Annotated in this window: 19 protein-coding genes; 17 read left to right on the top strand and 2 right to left on the bottom strand. The window is 63.2% G+C overall.

The window, feature by feature from the left end; genetic code table 11:
- The first annotated feature begins 5 nt into the window (after positions 1 to 5).
- The 13 genes from ACYVHK_RS23685 (at position 6) to ACYVHK_RS23625 (ending at position 9485) form a co-directional block, all read left to right on the top strand.
- Positions 6 to 557 carry an ATP:cob(I)alamin adenosyltransferase gene (locus ACYVHK_RS23685; RefSeq protein ID WP_460537349.1) on the top strand — a complete coding sequence of 184 codons (552 nt, stop codon included), beginning with the start codon at positions 6 to 8 and terminating at the stop codon, positions 555 to 557.
- 39 nt (positions 558 to 596) lie between these two features.
- Positions 597 to 1241: a trimeric intracellular cation channel family protein gene (locus ACYVHK_RS23680; protein WP_460537347.1), complete on the top strand. Its 645-nt coding sequence runs from the start codon at positions 597 to 599 to the stop codon at positions 1239 to 1241.
- A gap of 279 nt (positions 1242 to 1520) precedes the next feature.
- On the top strand, positions 1521 to 2126 hold the full coding sequence (locus ACYVHK_RS23675) for an NUDIX hydrolase (protein ID WP_460537345.1): 606 nt from the start codon (positions 1521 to 1523) through the stop codon (positions 2124 to 2126).
- Positions 2123 to 2710 carry a GNAT family N-acetyltransferase gene (locus ACYVHK_RS23670; RefSeq protein WP_460537343.1) on the top strand — a complete coding sequence of 196 codons (588 nt, stop codon included), beginning with the start codon at positions 2123 to 2125 and terminating at the stop codon, positions 2708 to 2710. The genes ACYVHK_RS23675 and ACYVHK_RS23670 overlap by 4 nt, the downstream gene beginning before the upstream one ends.
- Positions 2707 to 3147, top strand: coding sequence for a ribonuclease H family protein (gene rnhA / locus ACYVHK_RS23665; RefSeq protein ID WP_460537341.1), 441 nt, complete (start codon positions 2707 to 2709; stop codon positions 3145 to 3147). Before ACYVHK_RS23670 ends, rnhA begins: the two co-directional genes overlap by 4 nt.
- Positions 3147 to 3680, top strand: a complete 534-nt coding sequence (locus tag ACYVHK_RS23660) for a GNAT family N-acetyltransferase (RefSeq protein WP_460537339.1) — start codon at positions 3147 to 3149, stop codon at positions 3678 to 3680. Before rnhA ends, ACYVHK_RS23660 begins: the two co-directional genes overlap by 1 nt.
- A gap of 35 nt (positions 3681 to 3715) precedes the next feature.
- Positions 3716 to 4990, top strand: coding sequence for an MFS transporter (locus ACYVHK_RS23655; protein WP_460537337.1), 1275 nt, complete (start codon positions 3716 to 3718; stop codon positions 4988 to 4990).
- Entirely contained in the window at positions 4987 to 5325 is a 339-nt protein-coding gene (locus ACYVHK_RS23650; RefSeq protein ID WP_460537335.1) for a hypothetical protein, read from the top strand. Before ACYVHK_RS23655 ends, ACYVHK_RS23650 begins: the two co-directional genes overlap by 4 nt.
- Positions 5326 to 5377: 52 nt before the next feature.
- Positions 5378 to 6115 (top strand): DNA polymerase III subunit epsilon, encoded by a 738-nt coding sequence (gene dnaQ, locus ACYVHK_RS23645; protein WP_460537333.1) that lies wholly within the window; start codon positions 5378 to 5380, stop codon positions 6113 to 6115.
- Entirely contained in the window at positions 6112 to 6807 is a 696-nt protein-coding gene (gene ispD / locus ACYVHK_RS23640; RefSeq protein WP_460537331.1) for an IspD/TarI family cytidylyltransferase, read from the top strand. Before dnaQ ends, ispD begins: the two co-directional genes overlap by 4 nt.
- Complete coding sequence (ispF, locus tag ACYVHK_RS23635) at positions 6804 to 7295, top strand: 2-C-methyl-D-erythritol 2,4-cyclodiphosphate synthase (protein WP_460537329.1); 492 nt, start codon at positions 6804 to 6806, stop codon at positions 7293 to 7295. The genes ispD and ispF overlap by 4 nt, the downstream gene beginning before the upstream one ends.
- A gap of 86 nt (positions 7296 to 7381) precedes the next feature.
- Complete coding sequence (locus ACYVHK_RS23630) at positions 7382 to 8524, top strand: acyltransferase family protein (RefSeq protein WP_460537327.1); 1143 nt, start codon at positions 7382 to 7384, stop codon at positions 8522 to 8524.
- A 64-nt stretch (positions 8525 to 8588) separates the two neighbouring features.
- Positions 8589 to 9485: a DMT family transporter gene (locus ACYVHK_RS23625; protein WP_460537325.1), complete on the top strand. Its 897-nt coding sequence runs from the start codon at positions 8589 to 8591 to the stop codon at positions 9483 to 9485.
- Positions 9486 to 9497: 12 nt separating this feature from the next.
- Here ACYVHK_RS23625 and ACYVHK_RS23620 read toward each other — a convergent pair whose 3' ends face one another.
- Positions 9498 to 11099, bottom strand: a complete 1602-nt coding sequence (locus tag ACYVHK_RS23620; protein ID WP_460537323.1) for an EAL domain-containing protein — start codon at positions 11097 to 11099, stop codon at positions 9498 to 9500.
- 341 nt (positions 11100 to 11440) lie between these two features.
- Between ACYVHK_RS23620 and ACYVHK_RS23615 the strand changes: the two genes are divergently transcribed.
- The 3 genes from ACYVHK_RS23615 to ACYVHK_RS23605 all read left to right on the top strand — a co-directional run bounded on the left by ACYVHK_RS23615 (position 11441) and on the right by ACYVHK_RS23605 (position 13699).
- Positions 11441 to 12286 (top strand): sulfurtransferase, encoded by an 846-nt coding sequence (locus ACYVHK_RS23615; protein ID WP_460537321.1) that lies wholly within the window; start codon positions 11441 to 11443, stop codon positions 12284 to 12286.
- A gap of 87 nt (positions 12287 to 12373) precedes the next feature.
- Positions 12374 to 13354: a diguanylate cyclase gene (locus ACYVHK_RS23610; protein WP_460537739.1), complete on the top strand. Its 981-nt coding sequence runs from the start codon at positions 12374 to 12376 to the stop codon at positions 13352 to 13354.
- Between the two features lie 48 nt (positions 13355 to 13402).
- The gene (locus ACYVHK_RS23605) at positions 13403 to 13699 is read left to right on the top strand and encodes a hypothetical protein (RefSeq protein WP_460537319.1); all 297 of its coding nucleotides are present in this window, start codon (positions 13403 to 13405) and stop codon (positions 13697 to 13699) included.
- 48 nt (positions 13700 to 13747) lie between these two features.
- Here the strand turns inward: ACYVHK_RS23605 and ACYVHK_RS23600 are convergent, their stop codons facing one another.
- Positions 13748 to 14407, bottom strand: a complete 660-nt coding sequence (locus ACYVHK_RS23600; RefSeq protein ID WP_460537317.1) for a class I SAM-dependent methyltransferase — start codon at positions 14405 to 14407, stop codon at positions 13748 to 13750.
- Between the two features lie 127 nt (positions 14408 to 14534).
- Here ACYVHK_RS23600 and ACYVHK_RS23595 point away from each other — a divergent pair, with 127 nt between their 5' ends.
- The gene (locus tag ACYVHK_RS23595; RefSeq protein WP_460537315.1) at positions 14535 to 15989 is read left to right on the top strand and encodes an aminotransferase-like domain-containing protein; all 1455 of its coding nucleotides are present in this window, start codon (positions 14535 to 14537) and stop codon (positions 15987 to 15989) included.
- The last annotated feature ends 53 nt before the right edge of the window (positions 15990 to 16042 follow it).

The raw sequence follows: 16042 nt of genomic DNA, 5'->3' as shown, positions 1-16042 counted from the left end.
CGAAGATGGCGTATCGCTTGAGCAAGATCGTGACCCGTACCGGTGACGATGGCAGTACGGGCCTCGGCGACGGGCGACGGGTTTCCAAGGCCAGTCATCGCATCCATGTGCTTGGCGAACTCGATGAACTCAACTCCCAGTTGGGCGTGGCACTGGCGGAGACTCTGCCGGATACCGTACAAGCGACGCTGCTAAGGGTGCAGCATGACCTGTTCGATCTCGGTGGCGAGGTATGCATACCGGGCCGTGTGGCGTTGACCGAATCATGCCTGCTGCAGATTGAGCAGGATGTCGCCGACTTCAATGCCGAGCTGCCGCCGCTCAAGGAATTCATCCTGCCCGGCGGTAGCCGGGCTTCGGCCGCCCTGCATGTCTCCCGTGCGGTATGTCGTCGGGCCGAGCGTGCGCTGGTCGAGCTGGCGGGCAACGAGGCGGTGTCCGAACTGGCGCCGCGCTACCTCAACCGCCTGTCCGACCTGCTGTTCGTGCTGGCGCGCGTGGCCAACCGCTCGGCCGGCGTGCCGGACGTATGCTGGCAGCCAGGCCGCAATCCCTGAAACTGATGACTAGGCTGGCCCAGGCCAGAGAATCTGCCTATGATGACTGATGCACTGATCGATACCCTGCTGACTGGCCTCCTGGACATGGACTGGCTGTTCCTGGTGGGGACCGCCGCGTTCAGCGTCTCGGGCTATCTGATCGGGGTGAAAAAGCGCTTCGACCTCCTGGGGGTGCTGATCGTCGCCATCCTGACCGCGATCGGTGGCGGTATCGTGCGCGATGTCCTGCTCAACCGGGTGCCGGTGGTGTTCCGTGATGCGTCGCCGGTGCTGGTGATCGTTGCGACGCTGGGTGTGGCCTGGCTGTTCAGCCTGCACAAGAGCTGGAATGCCACGATGCACCGGGTGTTCGTGGTGGCTGATTCGGTCGGCCTGATCGCGTTCAGTCTGGCGGGTGCACAGGTGGGCATTGACCATAGCCTCAATCTGTTCGGGGTGCTCTGCGTAGGCTTCATTACCGCCGTGGGCGGCGGGGTGCTGCGCGACATGATGGTGAACGACGTGCCCTTTATCCTCGACCGGGACTTCTACGGCACGGTGGCCATTCTGATGGCGGGCCTGCTCTATCTGGCAACGACCTTCGGCTGGTCCGGCGTAACGGTGACCTGGCTGCTGTTCCTGGCTGGCCTGCTGATCCGCCTGGTGGCGCATGGTCGAGACTTCCGTCTTCCCAGGGTCTGATTACATGATCGACCATTGTGATGGTCCGGGTGTCGTGAAGGCCTCCGCGGCCCCCGGACGCTAACCATTGCATTGGGGGGAAGGGCCCCTTCCCATATATTCCACTCCTTCCGTCCCCGCCGTCGCGGGGAAACGGCGCATCGCTCGATCGGGAGCGTACGCTGGGAGAGGGGTTGATTCAGCTTCCAGCCAGCTTGGTCGGGTGATCATCGCTGCCGTACCCCAGGCTTCCGCCATACGGGGGAAGGCGAGTTGCGCCGAGACTGGTAAAATAAGTCGATGTTGATCCTGCCATCCGATTTCGAGGCCACCCGCGACTGGCTCGCGCGCCGGCTCGATACCGTCAAATTGCCACCGTGTGGCGACGTGCATACCGAAGATGAGACCACGCCCGCTGCGGTGCTGGTGCCCATCATCCTGCACGCCGATGGGCCGACTGTCCTGTTTACCAAGCGTACCGAGAAGCTGGCCAAGCACGCAGGCCAGATCAGTTTTCCCGGTGGACGCATGGAGCTAGGCGAGACGCCCGAGGTGGCGGCGTTGCGCGAGACCGAAGAGGAAGTCGGCATCGCCACCCACCTGGTGACGTCGGTGGGCCGCCTGGTGCACTACACCACGATCACCCGCTACCGGGTGACGCCGGTCGTCGGCCTGTTGCAGCCGGGTTTCAGCCTGCACTTGCAGGCGGACGAGGTGGCCGAGGCTTTCGAGGTGCCGCTGGCATTCTTGCTGGATCGGGCCAACTTCATCGAGAAGTCGGTCAACCTGCCAGAGCGCCGGGCGGTGACCTATGCTCTGGATTGGCAGGGGAAAATAATTTGGGGTGCCACGGCAGGGATGCTGATGACGCTGTACAAGACTTTGATTGACGAGGAACACCCATGAGCGCCGCGAACGCCGTACTGACAACCGAGCGCCTGACGCTGGAACCACTGAAACAGGCCCATGCTGCCGCCTTGCTGGCCGGCTTGAGCGATGAGGCGCTGTACCAGTTCATTCCACAGAACCCGCCCGCTTCGCTGGAAGCATTGCAAACCCGCTACAAGCGCCTGGAAAGCCGCAGCTCGCCTGATGGCGACGAATGGTGGCTGAACTGGGCTGTCCGCCTGGGAACCGATGGCGAGTACGTGGGCATCGTGGAGGCAACGGTCGATGAAGACAACGCCGCCACCATGGCCTGGTTCATCTTCAGCGCCCATCAGCGCAAGGGTTACGCCAAGGAAGCCGTGAGCAAGCTGCGCGAGCATCTGGAAGGTCCGTTCATGGCGGAATCCTTCAAGATATTCATCGATACCCGCAACACCGCATCGGTGGCGCTGGTGGAGTCACTGGGCTTCAAGCAGGAAGCCATGGTGCCCAATGCGGACAACTTCAAGGGCAGCAAGAGCGACGAGTTCCGCTACACCTACGTGCCGCCTGGCGTGGCCAAGGCGGCAGCCAAGAGTGGTGGCAAGGGCGGCAAGCGATGAGCGAGGACGTGGTCGTCGCCTACACCGACGGCGCCTGCAAAGGAAACCCCGGCCCAGGCGGCTGGGGGGCCCTGCTGGTCTTCAAGGGCCAGGAGAAGGAGCTGTTTGGCGGTGAGCGCGATACGACCAACAACCGCATGGAACTGATGGCGGTGATCCAGGCGCTGGAATCCTTGAAGCGTCCCTGCAAGGTCAAGGTCTGGCTCGATTCACAATACGTGAAGAACGGCATCGAGAGCTGGATCCACGGCTGGAAGCGCAATGGCTGGAAGACCGCCGACAAGAAGCCGGTCAAGAATGCCGAGCTGTGGCAGCGGCTGGATGCGGCTCGCGGCCAGCATCAGGTCGAGTGGGCCTGGGTCAAGGGTCATGCCGGCCATGCTGGCAATGAACGCGCCGATGGCCTGGCCAACCGTGGCGTGGATACCCTGCGCTGATGGTGCCGGCCGGCTTCGTGCAGACGACCGCCACGGTCATGCTCAAGCCCTATCAGGCGCAGGACGAGCCGGTGTTACGCCGGCTCGCCGAGCTTTATGCCTACGATTTCAGCGAGCTGACAGCCAAGCGTATCGGTACCGATGGCTGTTTCCTCAGCGATGCGCAGTTTCACGAATACTTCCCGGTCAAGGACTGCCACACCTTCTTCATCCTGGCGGCGGGCGAGCTGGCCGGCTTTGCCATGGTGGCCGAGCGGAGCATGCTGACCGGTACACCGGGCATCCATGACATGGTGCAGTTCATGGTCCTGCGCGCCCATCGGCAGCGAGGCCTGGGGGCTCTGGCGGCAACGGCGCTGTTCGAACGGTTCACCGGTCCGTGGGAAGTGCGACAGATGGCGGAGAATCCGGCTGCCCAGCGTTTCTGGCGACGGGTGATCACCGCCTATACTGCGGGACGTTTTACCGAAGGATGGGCCCGTCACCCCGAGGGTGACGAATTGGTGCAGTACTTTGATACCCGGCCGGCCTGATCGTCAGGGCGGCTTCGGGCAGGGGATGCGGATTGTTGGGCAAACTGTTTAGCCGGGATCGGCAGGCCAGTCAGGCGTTCATCCTGGTCACGGTGTTTCTGGATGTACTCGGCATCGGCCTGATCATCCCGGTGTTGCCCGCCCTGGTGGGGCAGTTCACCGTCGGGCCGGACGCGCAGGCGCATTGGTACGGCATCCTCGCCGCCACTTATGGGGTCATGCAATTCTTCTTCACGCCCATGCTGGGCTCGCTCAGCGACACCTTCGGCCGGCGGCCGGTGTTGCTGCTGTCGATACTGGGCCTGGGCATCAGCCTGTTCGTGCAGGCGATGGCCACCTCGCTGCTGACCATGCTGTTGATCCGCATCGTCAGCGGCGGAACGGCCTCGAGCTTTTCGGTCGCCAATGCCTATATGGCGGACGTGACGCCGCCCGAGCAGCGTGGCAAGGCTTTCGGCATGCTGGGCGCGGCCTTTGGCATGGGTTTCATCTTCGGTCCTATCCTTGGCGGTCTGCTCGGCGGCCATGATGTGCGCTTGCCGTTCTTTGTCGCGGCGGGGCTGGCGGTGATCAACTGGCTGTATGGCTATTTCGTGCTGCCGGAGTCGCTGCCGGTCGAGCGGCGGTCGTCTTTTTCGTTCAAACGCGCCAATCCTTTCTCCGCCCTGTTCAACCTGAGCAAGCTGCATGGCGTAGGCGGCCTGATCGGGGTGTTCGCGCTGTCCATGTTCGGGCAATTCATCCTGCAGACCACCTGGGTGCTGTATACCCAGTTCCGCTTCGGCTGGGGGCCGGTCGAGAACGGTACTGCCCTGTTTGCCGTCGGCGTGATCGGCGCGGTGGTACAGGGGGGACTGATGGGCAAGTTGCTGCATCGCTTTGGCGAGCGCCGGCTGGCCATGCTGGGGCTGGGTTCGGGTGCGATCGCCTATGCCTGCTACGGTGCGGCCACGGCGGGTTGGGTGATGTACGTGGTGATGTTTGCCAACTTTCTGGCCAATGCGGCCGCCCCGGCTCTCCAGGCCATCGTTTCCAAGGCCGTCTCGCCCAGCGAGCAGGGACTGACCCAAGGCTCGCTCAATGCCATCAACGGGCTGGCCATCATTTTCGCCCCGCTGCTGGGCACGAGCCTGCTGGCCAAGGTGGGGCACCTGCCAGCCGATGACTGGCGCATGGGCGCGACGTTCTACGTCTGCGCCGTGCTACAGGGCGGTGCCCTGCTGCTGGCCTGGCTGCATTTCCGGCGCCATGCTGAACCGCTCGCAAACCGGGCGGCAGCAAATTCCAACGACTACCAGGAACAGGTATGACCACGCTCTGCATACAGATACAACCGGACCGCATCGCGGATTTCGACCAGGCGGCCGTGCTGGCCGTCTGTGAGCAGATGCGCGCCCACAAGCCGCTGATCGCGGGCTTCCAGTGGGATGAAGGCGATGACGAAGGCCCGTATATCAATCTGCTGTTCGAGACCGAACAGCCGGCCGAAGTCTGGCCCATCCTGCAGGCGGCCTTCTACGCGCCCGGTGCCCTTGGCGATGCCATTCGCGCGACTTCCATGGCCATGTGTACCGGCGAGGAAGGCTGGGAGGATTACCTGCTGCTTTATCATTACGACGACCAATTGCCGCTCGACAGCTTCTGAGCTGTTTTTCCGGCCGCCCCGGCGGCCCCGCTTTACCGAGTAAGAAACCGTTATGCGTCAGATCATTCTCGATACCGAAACCACCGGCCTGCGCGTCGAAGACGGCAACCGCATTCTTGAAATCGCGGCCGTGGAGATGGTGAACCGCAAGCTGTCGCCGCCGGATCGCCACCTGCATCGCTATATCAACCCCGAGCGGGACAGCGAGGAGGGCGCGCTGAACGTGCACGGCCTGAGCACCGATTTCCTGTCCGACAAGCCCAAGTTCGCTGATATCGTCGATGACTTCCTGGACTTTGTGAAAGGGTCCGAGCTGATCATCCACAACGCGCCGTTCGACGTGGGCTTTCTGAATATGGAGCTGCAGAAGCTCGGGCGCGGCAAGATCACCGACTACGTCAGCGGCATCATCGACACGCTGCGCGAAGCCAAGGAGCTATTCCCCGGCAAGCGCAACAACCTCGATGCCCTCTGCGACCGTTTCGAGGTGGATCGCAGCGCCCGTACCCTGCACGGTGCCTTGATCGACTGCGAGTTGCTGTCCGAGGTCTACCTCGCGATGACCCGCGGCCAGGACAGCCTGCTGATTGACTTCGCCGGTGGCGACGACGGCAAGAGCGGCTTGTCCGCCGATGGCAAGCCACGCGTGGCCAAGGGGCCGTTCAAGGTGCTGCGGCCTAGTCAGGCCGAGCTTGCGGAACACGCAAGCTATCTGGATGGCCTGGACAAGGCGGTCAAGGGGACGAGCTTGTGGCGGACGCTGGAGCCCAAGACGGAGAGTGCCGCTTGAGCCGCTTTATCGCGCTGGTGCCGGCTGCCGGTTCCGGCAGCCGCATGGCGTCCATCACCCCGAAGCAATATCTGCCGCTGCTGGGGGAGCCGCTGCTGCTGCATACCCTGCGGGCGCTGGCGGCCAGCCGCTCGCTTGCTAGTGTGGTGCTGGTGCTGTCGCCGCAGGATGAATGGTTCGACCTGGCCTGGCAGGCGCAGGTCGACAAGCTCAGCGTGTTGCGCTGTGGCGGCGCGAGCCGGGCCGAGACCGTACGCAATGGCCTTGCGGCGCTGGCGGGCGAACTGTCTGCAGAGGACTGGGTGCTGGTCCACGATGCGGCCCGTCCTTGTATCACGGCCGATGCGGTCGACGGCCTGATTGCCACGCTGCGGGATGATCCGGTAGGTGGTCTGCTGGCGGTGCCGGTAGCCGATACGCTGAAGCGGGCTGATGAGGCTGAGCGCGTGGCGGCGACGGTGCCGAGGCAGGGACTGTGGCGTGCGCAGACACCGCAGATGTTCCGCCACGGACTGCTGCTCGATGCCTTATCGCGGGTTGCGGACGACAGCATTACCGACGAGGCCAGCGCCATCGAGGCGTCGGGCCTGACCCCCCGGCTGGTGGCCGGGAGTGAGCGCAATATCAAGGTGACCTATCCGGACGATCTGGCTTTGGCCGCCTTGTTCCTGCAAGCGAGGAAGACAGCATGAGTTTTCGTATCGGCCAGGGCTGGGATGTCCACCGCATGGTAGAGGGCCGGCCCCTGATCCTGGGTGGGGTGACCATTCCCTATGAGCGCGGCCTCTTGGGGCATTCGGATGCGGATGCGCTGCTACATGCAATCACCGATGCCCTGCTGGGCGCGGCCGGGCTGGGGGATATCGGCCGGCATTTCCCTGATACCGATCCCGAGTTCAAGGGGGCTGACAGCCGCAGATTGCTACGCGAGGCCTACAGGCGGGTGCAGGTTGCTGGCTGGCAACTGGGCAATGTCGATGCCTCCATCCTGGTGCAGGCACCGAAGATGGCGCCGCATATCCCGGCCATGGTGGCCAATATCGCCGCCGACCTTGGCGTGGCAGCGAGCCAGGTCAATGTGAAGGCCAAGACCTACGAGAAGCTGGGGCCGGTGGGTGAGGGCGCCAGCATCGAGGCACAGGCAGTGTGTCTGCTGGTGGCCGATACCGGTCGTGCTTGAACGGTTACAGCAGTTACGGCTGGCGCGGATGCTTTCGCGCGGTCGATGACGCACATTCCGCCTATCAAATAAGAGGCGGAGAAATGATGAATCGTTTACCTGGATTGGACCTGCTGCGCGCGATCGCGATCGGCTGGGTATTGTTGTTCCATGGCCTGGTCATGGGGCTCGGCACGCCGTCGCTGGAGGTCAGCAAGCGCGGCTGGATGGGCGTGGACCTGTTCTTCGTGCTGAGCGGTTTCCTGATCGCTGGCCAGTTGCTGAGCGTGTACGGACGGGGCGAGAAGCCGCTGCTGGGTGATTTCTACCTGCGCCGTGCACTACGTATCCTGCCGGCCTACCTGGTGGTGGTGCTGGCCTACTTCTTTATCCCGCAATGGCGGGAGACGGCAGAAATCCAGCCGCTCTGGCAGTTCCTGAGCTTTACCGAAAATCTGTTCATCAATGTCTTTAATCCCAAGGCCTTCTCGCATGTCTGGTCCTTGTGCGTGGAAGAGCATTTCTACCTGCTGTTCCCCCTGCTGGCCGGCTGGTTGATGTGGCGGCCATCGGCACGCAAGGCGCTGGGCTTCTGCCTGTTGCTGATCGTTGGCGGCATGGCCTTGCGCGGTTACCTGTGGCTGCATGAGCTGGCCGCCATTCCGGCGGATTTCGAGGGACCGGGCAACTTTGGTCAGCGCTATCACGAGGTGATCTACTACCCGAGCTATACCCGGCTCGACGGCCTGCTGGCCGGCGTCATGTTGGCTATGGTCAAGGTGTTCCGGCCCCATGCCTGGGCGAGGCTGATGCAGCGCGGCAACCTGCTGCTGGCACTGGGGGTGGCGAGCATGGCGCTCAGCATGTGGGTCTTGCTGCATCGCTTCGATCTGTTGCCGTCGGTCATCGGCTATCCCATGCTCGCCTTCAGCCTGGCGTTGATCGTGGCGGCGGCGTGTAGCCCGGTCAGCCTGATCGGTCGCCGGCGCGTGCCGGGCGCTGCCGTGATCGCGACGATCGCGTACAGTGTCTATCTCTCGCACAAGGCGGTCTTCCACCTGAGCAAGGATTATCTGATTCCCTATGTCGAAGGGTCGGGCTTGCTGGTCTTCCTGGTGTATGCGCTGGTTGCGCTGCTGGCGGGGGCTACCTTGTACTGGCTGGTCGAGCGGCCCTTCCTGCGCTGGCGGGATCGTCGCGTCAAACAGGCGACGGCCGCCGAGCCGCCTACGGCGCTGGCATCAGCATGACGCTGTGATCGATCAAGGCCCGGCAGTATCCCTGCCGGGCTGTTTCTACTACCGAGGTGCACGCATGAATCGCCCCCTGGCCTACGCCTGCCTGGCCTTGAGCATGTCGCTGGTCGGCTGCTACGTGGCCTTGTCCAAGCCCCTGACGGCGGTGCTGCCGGTCTTTCTGCTGGCGTGGCTGCGGTTCGGTATCGGCGGGGTGGCCATGCTGCATTGGTTGAAGAAACCGGCCGACGAAGTGCCGATGACCGGGCAGACCCGTAGCTTGCTATTCCTTGAGTCCTTCCTCGGCAATTTCCTGTTCACCATCTGCATGCTGTTCGGCGTCAGCATGACCAGTGCGGTATCGGCCGGCGTGATCATGGCGGCGATTCCTGCTGCGGTGGCGATCATGAGCTGGGCATTGTTGGGAGAAAGGATCACCTTGCGGGTTGGCATGGCGGTGGGCTGTGCCGTCTCGGGTATTGGTCTGCTGGCGCTTTCGCATGATGCGGCGGCTGATCACGGCCAGCACTGGCTGGGCAACCTGCTGGTGTTCGGTTCCGTGCTATGCGAGGCGGCGTATGCGGTAATCGGCAAGAAGCTGACCGGCGTACTCAGCCCAAGGCGCATCACCGCGCTGATCAACCTCTGGGGTTTTGTCCTGATGACACCCATGGGCGCCTATCTCGCCTGGTCGTTCGACTTCCAGGCCGTGCATGTTAGTAGCTGGTTGTTGCTGGTGTTCTATGCGCTGGCCGCCAGTGTCTGGACCGTCTGGTTATGGATGACCGGCCTGCAGGGCGTGCCGGCGAGCCAGGGCGGTGTCTTTACCGTGATGTTGCCAATCTCGGCTGCGCTGGTGGGTCTGTTGTGGCTCGGTGAGCCATTGAGTGGCATGCAGGTGCTGGCCTTCGCGATCGCCCTGCTGGGGGTGCTGCTGGCAACGATACCGGTACGACCCAGGCTGCAGGTGGCCTGAGGCCCTCACCGCTCAGATGACGACGTGGCCGTCGTGCAGATGGGTATCGGCGATGGCTGGTTGGCTCGCCAGCCAGGCGGGTACGGCTTCCGCGGCCATGGGTTTGGCGAACAGATAGCCCTGCGCCAGGGTCATGCGATTGTGCCGGACCCGCTGCCAATCGGCATCGGTCTCGATGCCCTCCACGGTGACGCGTAATCCGAGTTCTTCCGCCAGCTTGCAGACATGCCATAGCAGGGCTTGGCGGCGGCGATCACTGGCAACGTGCTGGCTGAGGCTGCGGTCACATTTGATGCCTTCAATCGGTAGGTCGGCCAACAAGCCCAGCGAGGAGTAGCCCGCGCCAAAGTCGTCCATCAGCACGCCGATGCCCTGCCGACGCAGGCTGGCGAGCACGGATTTCAAGGCGGCCGGATTGGCGATCAGGGCATGTTCGGTCAATTCGAGCTTGATCTCGGCCGGCAGGCTGCGGTGCCGCTGCAGCTGTGCCAGCAGCCAGCTCTCGAATGTTGGGTCCAGCAGGGTGGTGGGGGAAACATTGAGCGTGATGAGAATGCTCAGTCCCAGCTCGCGCCAGTTCTGTTGCTGCTGCAGCCCAGCTTGTAGGACGAGCCGGTCGGCGTCGGTGGTGCGCTGGGTCAATTCGCAGGCGAGAAAGAACAGCTCGGGGTTGAGGTTGCCGAGGGTGTCGTCCCGGACGCGCAATAGCGCCTCAAAATAGGCGGCCTGGCCGTTTGCAGCGACGATAGGCTGGTAATGCAGGGTGATATGCCGTGGGTGCAACAGGTCGGGCAGCCGTTCTGCCAGCAATGACAGTTGCGCGGACTGATCGGCCGCATGGGGCAGGCTGTGGGAGCGAAGCAGCGACAATGCCTGGGCGTGGGTCTGCTGCAGCGATTGCTCAAGCTGCATGTGCTGTAACTGGTCAACGGCGACCAGGAGGCCAAAGGCGGCAAGCGTCAACAGCAGCATCAGTCCGTCACCGGCATGGGCCACCGGGCTGTAGGTCGGCAGAATATTGGTCAACTGCCAGTGCAGCGGCACGATGATGGCGCCGGCCAGCAACTTGGAAGGCCAGGGCAAGGGCCGGAAGCCCTGGTGCAGGGCTTGCAGCCGTACGGCACGGTGCTGGAGTGCGAGGCCACCGCCGATGGCGATGGTCAACAGCAGCGAGCTGAACAACGCGGCGAGATTGAGGTGTTGCAGCAGCATGCCGAAGCCGCTGACCAGGATAAGGTGGCCGAGGACCATGCTCAGGCCCAGGCAAAGCGCCGCCGTGACCACGCGGAGCCGGCTGCGAGTGTGGGTGAGCGCAGGGACGGTGAAGCGGGCGCCGACGATCATCACCAGCAACGAGGCGATGGCCGGCCCCAGTCGGGCGACATTGGTATTGATGGTGTCGTACATGAACAGCCCGGCCCCATCCAGTGCCCATACCAGCGACCCGATGCACATGGCGGTGCGTGCAAAGGCAGCGCGCCGGCGTACGTGACCGACCATGGTCGCGGCCTGCTCGATCAACTGCTGGGTGACATGCACCACGGCGACCCCGAACAGCATGAAGAGCAGTACCTGATAGTTGGCAGGAAAGGGGATGGTGAAGTCCATCGACATGATGGCGGAGTCTGGCCTCGCTGACGGTCAAGAAAAACCGGCACATGGCCGGACTAGAAACAGACTGCTTGCGCCTGGTGCGACACGAGGAGCTACGCAGCAAGGACAGATGTTACGGGATGATCATTTCAGTATTTCATAAGCAATTGATTATGAAAACTGGTCTATACCAGTCATGTCCTGCCCCGACTGTCGGTTTGCCGGTATGCTTGGCTGAGACGCGTTGACCGGGGCTGGCGATCCGCCTGTACCATCAGGCCTTGCCGGAGTAGCGGGTCCAGCTGACGCGAGCTATATCCAACCCTTGTCCATTGTGGAAAAACTGCATCATTGACACTGCCATGCCACCCTTGATCTCCGCTTCTAGCTTACTTGCCCAGTGGGACCAGCCGGACTGGTTCCTGATCGACTGTCGCCATGATCTGGCCCAGCCGGAGGCCGGTCGCCTCGCTTATGCCCAAGGCCACTTGCCTGGCGCCGTCTTTGTCCATCTTGACGAAGATTTATCGGCGCCCAAGAGCGGGCGCAATGGCCGCCATCCGTTGCCCGATCCGGGCCGGCTGGCGGCTCGCCTGGCTGAACTGGGCTTGCGTGCCGGCATGCGGGTCGTCGCCTATGATGCGCAGGGGGGAATCTATGCTGCCCGCCTGTGGTGGTCATTGCGCTGGTTGGGATGGGATGCGGTCCAGGTGCTGGATGGCGGGCTCGCAGCTTGGCTGGCCGCGGGCGGTGAGTTGAGCCAGGCGAGCGTGATCCGTCCCGCGGGACAATTCGAAGCCCAGCCCCATGCGTCGTGGACGGTGGATGCCGAGACCGTGCTGAGCAACCTTGATCGACAGGACTTCACCGTGATTGATGCCCGCTCGCCATCGCGATACGCCGGTGAAGGGGAAACCCTGGACCCGGTGGGTGGGCATATTCCGGCGGCGCGTAATCGCTTCTTCCAGCAGAACCTGCAGCCGGATGGGTGTTTCAAGCCGGCCCAAGCCTTGCGTGAGGAATGGCTAGTCGTGCTCGATGGGCTGGATGCCCATGACACGGTGCAGCAGTGTGGTTCCGGGGTGACGGCCTGCCATAATCTGTTGGCGCTGGAGGTGGCCGGTCTGCCGGGCGCGCGGCTGTATCCTGGCTCATGGAGCGAGTGGTGTAGCGATGTGGACCGTCCTGTCGCCACCGGACCGAACTAACATCGTGATACCGATCAACCCCGATCTGGAGCCTGGCCCCGATTGTTCTCCTGCAACGCATCCAACTGCCCTCAGTTCTACTTGCTTGTGTTGCTGGTGGCCGCATGCGCCTGCCTGCTGGCGATCCTGCTGGTAGGTTGGGTGCTGGATCATCGCAACCGGCAGGACCTGGCTCCGGTAGCCCGCGAGGCCCTGCTGGCAGCGCTGCCGGATCCGGTGCTGGTGCTGGATCTGGCACAAAGGGTGGTGGAGGCGAACAAGGCGGCGCAAGTCCTGGCTGGCGTCGGCCCCGGCAGCCTGGGCCTGCCGCTGTCCGAGTGGCCGCTGCTTGGCCCCGCGCTGTTGGCCCAATGCGGTGCGGAGGGGGATACCCATCTGCTGGAACTCGATGGTCCTAGCCGCTATTTCGAGGTCAAGGTCGCCTTCCTGGAACAGGCCGGGATGACGCTGGGCCGATTATTGCTGTTGCGGGACGTGACCGAGCGACACCTGAACCAGCTTAAGCTTACCAGCGCGCTGCTGGCGCTGGAGGACCAACTGGAAACCACCTCCAACCTGCAATGCCTGATGCGCGAGCAGGCGATCCGCGACCCGCTGACCGGGCTCTACAATCGGCGCTATCTCGACGAGGTCTTTGGTCATGAACTGGCGCGTTCCGAGCGGGATGGCCGCCCGCTGGCGCTGGTACTGATCGACCTCGACCACTTCAAGCGGCTCAATGACCGTTATGGCCACCTGGCTGGTGACGAGGTATTGCGTGGGGTGGCGGAGATGCTGCGCCAAGCGGTGCGGGAAAGTGACCTGGTATTCCGGTTTGGTGGCGAGGAGCTATTGTTGCTGATGCCCGCGGCGGATGCTGGCGACGCGCTGCAACGAAGCGAAGCGATCCGGCTGCAGATGGCCGAGCATCGTTTCCCGACCGGGCAGGGGCCGTTGACGGTTACCCTGTCGGCCGGCATGGCGGTATGGCCGCAGCACGGCAAGTGCCTGGTCAGTCTGCTCGATGCGGCAGACAAGGCGCTGTACGCCGCCAAGCATGCCGGCCGTAACCGGGTGATGGCTGTCTGAGTGGCGGACAACTGCTACCATGCCTGCACATTTTCATCCTGAGACACCATGAGCCGCATTAACCGGAACGACCCGCTGGCAGGATTGATCGAGCATGAGCTGACCGATGCACAACGCGCTGATCGCTGGGGTGGCCGCATGCTGAAGCTGACCTTGCTGTTCGTGTTTGCGGATATCGCCCTGTTCCTGCTGTTCATGCTGACCGTGGCGGATATCGTCCCGGACCACATCCTGCTGCGGGTGCTGCCAGTCTGGGAATACCTGGCCGGTGGTACCGTGCTTTTCGTGGTGCTGACGTTTATTTCCGGCGTGCTGAAGATGAGTTACGAGATGACGGAGCGTTAGCCCGCCTGCCACCCTGGCGTGACAGTACGTTGAGGGTTCGCCGCACCGTCAGCGTTTGCGTGCCAGCGTCAGCCCATCCCCGATCGGCAGCACCGACAGATCCACCCGCTCATCACGATGCAGCTTGGCGTTGAGCGCCTGCAGGGCCGTCGTGTCGGAATCCTCCGCCGGATGTGCGACGGCTCCGCTCCACAGCACATTGTCGATGGCGATCAGGCCACCCGGCCGCAACAGCGCCAGGCAGTGCTCGTAGTAGCCGTCGTAGCTGGTCTTGTCCGCGTCGATAAAGGCGAAGTCATAGCTGCCGGCCTCTCCGGCGGCGAGTCGTTCCGTCAGGGTTTGCAAGGCGGGTGCCAGTTTCAGTTCGATCTTGTCCGCCACACCGGCCTGCTGCCAGAACGGCAGTCCCACCCGCGTGTATTCGTCGCTGATATCACAGGCCAACAGGCGGCCGTCCGCCGGCATAGCCAGCGCGACCGACAAGGCACTGTAGCCGGTAAATACCCCGACCTCCACCGCCCGACGCACGCCGAGCAACTTCACCAGCAAGGCCATGAACTGCCCTTGTTCCGGCGAAATCTGCATGCCAGCCCTGGGGTGATCCGCCGTAGCGGACCGCAACGCGGTCTGCGCCGGGTGCTCCCGCAGCGAGTGGGCCAGCAGGTATCGATACAGGTGGTCATCGAGATTCAGGGTCCGATTGGACATGGCGGGCATTCCTTCCTGGGGGGGGCGGCAAGGGCATGGGAAATATAGTCGGCCTGGCAGGTTTCAAACTCGGTCAGGCGCGCTAGAGTGGATAGTATCAGACACTTCATTTTGCTTCCCTGAACCCATGGCGCTGCATAAAACGATCAGCCCGACGGGCAATACCCGCTATCAGGCCCTGGCCGACGACCTGGCTGGCCGCATCCAGCGTGGCGTACTCAAGCCCGGTGACAAGCTGCCGTCGGTGCGGGATCTCTGTCGTGTGCATCAGGCCAGCCCCGCTACGGTGAACCATGCGTTGCACCTGCTGGAAGATGCCGGCCTGCTGGAGGCGCGCCCGCGTTCCGGCTTCTATGTGCGGCGATTGATCCGTCAGCTGGCCGCGCCGCAGCAATGCGCCGATGCAGACCAGCAGCCTCAGGTCATTGCCCTGGCCGAGCATCGCCGTCTGGCGGTGGAGTTCCATCGCCACGGTCATCAGGATTGCCTGGGGCGCGCGGTGATCGACCCGGCCTTCTACCCGACGCAGGCCCTACAGCGCCTGATGAACCAGGCGGCCCGCCGTGATCCGACGCTATTGGCGCGCATTCAGTTCGAAGGCGGTGATCTTCCCCTGCGTGAGCAACTGGCTCGTCGTTCGGTGCAACTGGGCTGCGATTGGCAGCCTGAGGAAATCCTGATTACCCATGGCGACACTGAGGCGACCGCGCTGTGCCTGAGGGTGTTGACCAAACCCGGCGATATCGTGGCCATCCAGTCTCCGAGCCATATCGCCCTGCTCAATCTGCTCGATACGCTAGGGTTGCAGGTGCTGGAGATTCCGGCTCACCCGGTCGATGGTCTGTCGGTCGACGCCCTGGCGCATGCGCTGCAGCAGGAAAAGATCACCGCCTGCGTGCTATCGGCCAACTTCCCCAACCCGACCGGCAGCCTGATGTCTGATGCGGCCAAGCAACGCACTGTCGCCTTGCTGTCGGCGCACGACATCCCGCTGATCGAAGAGGACAACTTTGGCGAGTTGTACTTCGGTGACCGTCGTCCGCCGCCCTTCAAGGCCTTCGATGAATCCGGCAATGTGCTTTACTGCGCCGATCTTTCGACCTTGATCGGCATGGGTATGGGGCTGGGCTGTGCCATCACCGGCCGTTACCGGCTAGCTTTCGAGTACGCGCAATTTTCCGCCAGCGAACCCCCACCCCCGCTGCTGCAACGGACATTGGCCAACTTCATGGATAGCGGCCAGTTCGAGCCGCATCTGCGTCGTCTGCGCCATGCGCTGGCCGATAATGTGATTGCCCATCGCAATGCGGTCGCGGATCATTTCCCGGCCAGCACCCGGGTGGCGGAAAGCCGGGGCGGCTACCTGCTGTGGCTCGAACTGCCGCGTGGGCTCGATACTGCCGAGCTGCAGCGTCGCGCGCTGCTGCAGGACATCCGGTTTGCGCCGGGGCACTTCTTCAGCCATGACCGCAGCTTCAGCAATTGCCTGCGACTGAATGCCGGTTACCGGCTGACACCGGCGATCGAGGCCGATATCGCCATCCTCGGTCGATTGACCAGCGAACTGGTTGCCGAGACCTGAAAAAAATACCGCCAGGCAGCAAGGCCTGGCGGCAATCAATGTCGGCACCGTGA

The sequence above is a fragment of the Chitinimonas naiadis genome (assembly GCF_054780835.1).
The sequence above is the reverse complement of the archived record's forward strand: the minus strand, read 5'-3'. Positions and strand labels throughout refer to the sequence as shown.